Annotated in this window: 4 protein-coding genes and 1 pseudogene; 4 read left to right on the top strand and 1 reads right to left on the bottom strand. The window is 65.4% G+C overall.

What is annotated here, in order from left to right; translation table 11 throughout:
* Window positions 1-170: 170 nt before the first annotated feature.
* From rodA to tldD, 4 genes and pseudogenes are all read left to right on the top strand, one after another.
* Window positions 171-1,325 (top strand): rod shape-determining protein RodA, encoded by a 1,155-nt coding sequence (gene rodA, locus PSV40_RS22750; protein WP_300542220.1) that lies wholly within the window; start codon window positions 171-173, stop codon window positions 1,323-1,325.
* A 1-nt stretch (window position 1,326) separates the two neighbouring features.
* Window positions 1,327-2,214, top strand: coding sequence for an NAD(P)-dependent oxidoreductase (locus PSV40_RS22745; protein ID WP_300542218.1), 888 nt, complete (start codon window positions 1,327-1,329; stop codon window positions 2,212-2,214).
* A gap of 130 nt (window positions 2,215-2,344) precedes the next feature.
* Window positions 2,345-2,679: pseudogene (locus tag PSV40_RS22740) on the top strand (YegP family protein).
* Window positions 2,680-2,777: 98 nt separating this feature from the next.
* Window positions 2,778-4,316 (top strand): metalloprotease TldD, encoded by a 1,539-nt coding sequence (tldD, locus tag PSV40_RS22735; protein ID WP_300542216.1) that lies wholly within the window; start codon window positions 2,778-2,780, stop codon window positions 4,314-4,316.
* A gap of 14 nt (window positions 4,317-4,330) precedes the next feature.
* On the opposite strand, the gene PSV40_RS22730 is transcribed toward tldD, so the two are convergent.
* A complete protein-coding gene (locus PSV40_RS22730) occupies window positions 4,331-5,995 on the bottom strand; it encodes a class I adenylate-forming enzyme family protein (RefSeq protein WP_300542214.1) in 1,665 nt (554 codons plus the stop codon).
* Window positions 5,996-6,000: the final 5 nt, after the last annotated feature.

Here is a 6,000-nt window from a genome sequence, read left to right as displayed (position 1 = left end):
AGCTCCCCGCCATCGCCCAGCGGGGCGAGGGAGGGGCGGGGCGAGGGAGGGGCGGGGGGAGGGAGTGGGGAGTTGGACCTACTGTCCAGTGCAAACCCAAGGCGCAGCGTGATGCCGGATTAACTTCAATTCACAAACCGCCAGCACCAGCTGGCAGATAATCCCTCCTCATGTCCGCCGTTTTCGACAAACCCTCCATTTTCCAGCGCGCCGCCCCGATGTTCCAGGGCTTCGACGGCCCGTTGGCGTTTGCCGTTTTCCTGCTGGCCAGCGCCGGCCTGATGATCATGTATTCGTCGGGCTTTGACCACGGCACCCGCTTCATGGACCACGGCCGCAACATGCTGATCGCCGGGGGCATCATGTTTGTCGTGGCGCAGATCCCGCCGCAGCGCCTGATGGCGTTTGCCGTGCCCCTGTATGTGCTGGGTGTGGCCCTGCTGGTGGCCGTGGCGATTTTCGGCATCACGAAAAAAGGCGCGAAACGCTGGATCAACCTGGGCATCGTGATCCAGCCCAGCGAGATCCTGAAAATTGCCATGCCGCTGATGCTGGCCTGGTGGTTCCAGAAACGCGAAGGGCAACTGCGTCCGCTCGACTACCTGGTTGCCTGCCTGTTACTGGTGGTGCCTGTCGGCCTGATCATGAAGCAGCCCGACCTGGGCACCTCGCTGCTGGTGCTGGCGGCTGGCCTGGCGGTGATCTTTTTTGCCGGCTTGAGCTGGAAGCTGATTGCGCCGCCGGTGCTGCTGGGGCTGGCCGGCATTTTCCTGGTGGTCTGGTTCGGGCCGCAGCTGTGCGCCGACGGCGTGCGCTGGCCGGTGCTGCACGACTACCAGCAGCAGCGCATCTGCACGCTGCTCGACCCGACGCGGGACCCGCTGGGCAAGGGCTTTCACATCATCCAGGGCATGATTGCCATCGGCTCGGGCGGGATGTTCGGCAAGGGCTTCATGCAGGGTACGCAGACTCACCTGGAGTTCATCCCCGAACGCACCACCGACTTCATTTTTGCCGCCTACTCCGAGGAGTTCGGGCTGGTCGGCAACCTGGCGCTGATCGCCGGCTTCATTTTCCTGATCTTTCGCGGCCTGGTCATTGCGCTGGAGGCCCCCTCGCTGTTCTCCCGCCTGCTCGCCGGCGCGGTCACCATGATCTTTTTCACTTACGCTTTTGTCAACATGGGCATGGTCAGCGGCATCCTGCCGGTGGTCGGCGTGCCTTTGCCCTTCATCAGTTACGGCGGCACGGCCATGGTGACGCTGGGGCTCGCCGTAGGCATCCTGATGTCGATTTCGAAGGCCAAGCGACTGGTGCAAAGTTAAGGTGAGCACGCCCCTGTCCCCCAAGACGGTTTCCATCATCGGCACCGGCAACATGGGCGGCGCCATGGCAGCCAACCTGCTGGCCCGCGGCTGGGCCGTGCAGGTCTGCGATATCGATCCTGTCAAAGTCGCAGACTTGGAGGAAAAATGGGCTTCAGCCCTTGCTGTACCTGCGCAGGCAGCTATTAATTCAGTAGCATTCATTGTTTGCGTGGTGGACGCCGCGCAGACCGACGCCGTGTTGTTCGGGCCGGACGGCCTGGCGCGCATGCTGCAGCCGGGGCACACCGTGATGCTGTGCCCGACGATCTCGCCGCAGGATGTCGAGGCTTTTGCGGGCCGGCTGGCGGCGCTGGGTGTGCACACGGTGGACGCGCCCATGTCGGGTGGGCCGGCGCGGGCGCGTGATGGCTCCATGAGCCTCATGGTCGCTTGCGCACCGGCCGTGTATGAACAGCAGGCGGACTTGCTGCAGGCCCTGTCGGGCAAGGTCTTTCGCATCAGCGACCGACCCGGCGACGGCGCGCGCACCAAGCTTGTCAACAACCTGCTGGCCGGCATCAACCTGGTCGGAGCGGCCGAGGTGCTGGCCCTGGCCGGGCGCCTGGGCCTGGACCCGGGGCGGACCCTGGATGTCATCGAGCAGTCTAGCGGCCAGAGCTGGATAGGCTCCGACCGCATGCGCCGGGCCATTGCCGGCGACTACGCGCCGCGTGCGCATCTGACGCTGCTCGAAAAAGACACCCGCCTGGCGGTGGAAGCGGCCCGGGCCGCCGGTTTCGAGGGGCCACTCGGCGCGCGCGCCAGCGACGTGTTTTCCCAGGCGCATCGCGCGGGGCTGGCCGCGCTCGATGACGCGGCCATTTTCAAATATCTGGCTGACCGTTAGGCCGCGCCGGGCAGCCCGGGGCCGGCGCACGGCGTGCAGCGACCCAGGAACAAGTTCTTGCGCTCCAGCCTGGGGTCGGCTACAGGGAAGGGCAAGCGCTTGTAATCCCTTTTTCCCAAGGAGAATCCTGATGGCTGGCAAATTCGAACTCAAGAAATCCAAAAACGACAAGTATTTTTTCTCGCTGCTGGCGGGCAACGGGCAGACCATTTTGGCCAGCGAGATGTACGACACCAAGGCCAGCGCCCTGGCAGGCATCGAATCGGTCAAAAAAATGCCGCGGACGACGCCAGGTATGTGCGCCTGGACGGCAAGGACGGGTCGCCCTATTTCACCCTGCGCGCCGGCAACAACCAGGTGATCGCCCAGAGCCAGATGTACGCCAGCGCCGCCGCGCGCGACAACGGCATCGAATCATGCAAAACCAACGGGCCGGGTGCGGCGACCAGCGACCTGAGCGCCTGATCGTCGCCTGAAGTGGCCGGTGTTTTGGGCGTCTGCCCGTCCCGGTGGACAGAAGCCTTGCAGGGGCGGGGCCGGGTCAGACTGCCTACAATGACCGCATGACCTCACTCAAATCCTCGCCGGCCTCCGCCCGCAAGCCAGCCTTTACCGGTGCACGCGCCGCCCGTCCCCATGCCGACGCCACGTCGGAGCGGCTGGCGATCGCGCAAAAGCTGCTGCTGGCGCCTTTCGGGCTCACCGAGGCCCATTTGAGCCGGGCTCTGGGGGAGATCACCTCGCACGGCGTGGATGACGCCGACCTGTATTTCCAGTACACGCGCAGCGAAGGCTGGAGCCTGGAAGAAGGCATCGTCAAGACCGGCTCCTTCAGCATCGACCAGGGCGTGGGCGTGCGTGCGGTCAGCGGTGAAAAAACCGCGTTTGCCTACTCCGACGACATCTCCGAGGCCTCGCTGCTCGACGCGGCGCGCACCGTGCGCACGATCTCGGCGGCCACCCGCGCCGGCCGCGTCAAGGTGCCGGCGCGCAAGGTTGCGCCCGGCCGCTCGCTGTACCAGGACATGGACCCGATCGCGACGCTGGGCAGCACAGCCAAGGTCAAGCTGCTCGAGCGTGTGGAAAAACTCGCCAAGGCCAAAGACCCGCGCATCGTGCAGGTCATGGCCGGCCTGGCCAGCGAATACGACGTGGTGATGGTCGCGCGCGCCGACGGCACGCTGGCCGCCGACGTGCGGCCGCTGGTGCGCCTGTCGGTCACCGTGATCGCCGAGAAAAAAGTCGCTGGCGTGAGCCGCCGCGAAATGGGTTCGGGCGGCGGCGGCGGGCGTTTTGGCCTGGCTTATTTCGACGAGGCTCAGATCAACGAATACGTCAACGACGCGGTGACCGCGGCCCTGTCCAACCTCGAGGCGCGTCCGGCCCCAGCCGGCGAAATGACCGTGGTGCTGGGCCCCGGCTGGCCCGGCATCCTGCTGCACGAGGCCATCGGCCACGGCCTGGAAGGCGACTTCAACCGCAAGGGTTCCAGCGCGTTTTCCGGCCGCATCGGTGAACGCGTGGCGGCCAAGGGCGTGACCGTGCTGGACGACGGCACGATTGCCGACCGGCGCGGCTCGCTCAATGTCGATGACGAGGGCAACGCCAGCCAGCGCAACGTGCTGATCGAGGACGGCATCCTCAAGGGCTACATCCAGGACTCGCTCAATGCGCGCCTGTCCGGCGTCAAGCCCACCGGCAACGGCCGCCGCGAAAGTTATGCCCATGTGCCCATGCCGCGCATGACCAACACCTACATGCTGGGCGGCGACAAGGCGCCGGAAGAAATTGTCGCCAGCATCAAAAAAGGCCTGTACGCCACCAATTTCGGCGGCGGCCAGGTTGACATCACCTCTGGCAAATTCGTGTTCTCCGCGAGCGAAGCTTTCTGGGTCGAAAACGGCAAAATTTTGTACCCGGTCAAGGGCGCCACCATTGTCGGCAACGGCCCGGATGCGCTGACCCGCGTCACCATGATGGGCAACGACCTGCAGCTCGACAGCGGCGTCGGCACCTGCGGCAAGGAAGGCCAGAGCGTGCCGGTGGGCGTGGGCCAGCCCACCCTGCGCATTGACGGCCTGACCGTGGGCGGCACCGCCTGATTTTCCTGGTTGGTTCAGTTCGCTGAAAGCAGGCGCTCGCGCAATTCTCGCTTGAGGAGCTTGCCGTTGGCGTTGCGGGGCAACGGCGACGGCATGATGCTGATCGCATCGGGTACCTTGTAGTCCGCCAGGTCACGGCGGCACAGGTCCTTGAGCTCTTCCGCGAGCGCCTCGCCGGACACACCGCCGGCGCTGGCATGCACAAACACAAACGCATGGACCCGTTCACCCAGAACCGGGCAGGGCACGCCGACGGTAGCGGCCTCCAGCACGCGGGGGTGTCCCATCAGGCAGTTTTCCACCTCGACGGAGAACACCTTGTAGCCGCCCCGGTTGATCATGTCTTTCTTGCGGTCGTGGATGCGCAGAAAGCCGTCCACATCCAGGGTGCCGATATCGCCTGATTTCCAGTAACCACCACAAAACGACAGCACGGTGGCTTGCGGATTGTTCCAGTAACGGGGAACCACCATCGGCCCGCCAATCCAGACTTCGCCGCTCTCGCCAGGCGGCACTTCGCGGCCTTCGTCGTCCATGATGCGGATGTCTGCGCAGGGCAGGGCGACGCCTACCGCGTCCAGTACCCGCGAACCGGGCGGCGTGATGGTGGCCGGAGAGGTGGTTTCCGTGGCGCCGTAGGCATTGAAAAGCTGCACGGTCGGGCAATGCCGCTCCAACTGCCCGATGGTGCTCTCAGGCATGGGGGCGCCACCGAACCCGCCCAGGCGCCAGGCGCTCAGATCGAGTGTGGTGAATCCGGGTTCGCGCAGGCATAACGCATACATGGCCGGCACCATGAGGGTGTAACTCATGCGTTCGCGCGCGGCCAATTGCAGAAATGCCCCCGCCTTGAACTCGCGCAGGATGATCACACATCCGGCGATCGCGCCCATGGCCGCAACGATGGCGATGATGCCGGTCACATGCGAGCCGGGCACCGCCAGCACCGCGCGTTCGCCGGCCTCCAGGCTCAGACAGGTCTGGTAGTGCAGGGCCGAGTGAACCACATTGAAGTGCGTGATGACCGCGCCTTTGGGCTGCCCCGTGGTACCCGAGGTGTAGAGAATGATGGCGGGTGCTTCCTCGGCCTCACCCTCACGCCATAAGGTGGCCAGCGATGGATCCAGAAGGCTGTTCCACGCTGTTGACAGCATGGTCTTCGGGGCTTCAGACCCGTCGGCGCCGGTGCACAGCACCTGAATGATCGGCGTGCCGTCGTCGAGTTGCGTTGGCAGCAGGCGCGCCAGGTCGGCCTGCGCAATCACGGCCCGCGCCCCGCACTGATGGAGGATGAAGCCGATGCCCTTGGCCGAGTCCCGCGTGCTCATGGGTACCGCCACCGCACCGAGCTGCGCAATGCCATACAGCGCCAGCACGAACTCTGCCCGATTGCCCATCAGCAGCGCCACCCGGTCACCCGGTTTCACTCCCAGGCGCTGCAGGCCCTGGGCAATGCGCAAGCCGGCGTCTTCCAGCTGCCGCCAGGTCCAGCGCTGATCACCGTCCACCAGCGCCTCGGCTTGCGGATGGCGCGCCGCGGCCTCATGCATCATTGTGGAAAGCCCCGGAGGGCGGGAAGCGAAGCAGACGACGACGCGCGAATCGAAATGGGCCTCGCGCCGCAACACCTGCGGGGCGTGCAACTGCCAATGTGTCAGCGTGGTGCTGCGGGTGTCCATGGGTG

The sequence above is a fragment of the Polaromonas sp. genome (genome assembly GCF_029945925.1).
GTDB lineage: Bacteria > Pseudomonadota > Gammaproteobacteria > Burkholderiales > Burkholderiaceae_C > Polaromonas.
This window is presented reverse-complemented; position numbering and strand designations above follow the sequence as displayed.

What these genes read in the sequence shown, in the direction of transcription:
- tldD (WP_300542216.1), top strand. Translation starts at nt 2,778, where the DNA reads ATGACCTCACTCAAATCCTCGCCGGCCTCCGCCCGCAAGCCAGCCTTT.
- PSV40_RS22730 (WP_300542214.1), bottom strand. Translation starts at nt 5,995, where the DNA reads ATGGACACCCGCAGCACCACGCTGACACATTGGCAGTTGCACGCCCCG.
- rodA (WP_300542220.1), top strand. Translation starts at nt 171, where the DNA reads ATGTCCGCCGTTTTCGACAAACCCTCCATTTTCCAGCGCGCCGCCCCG.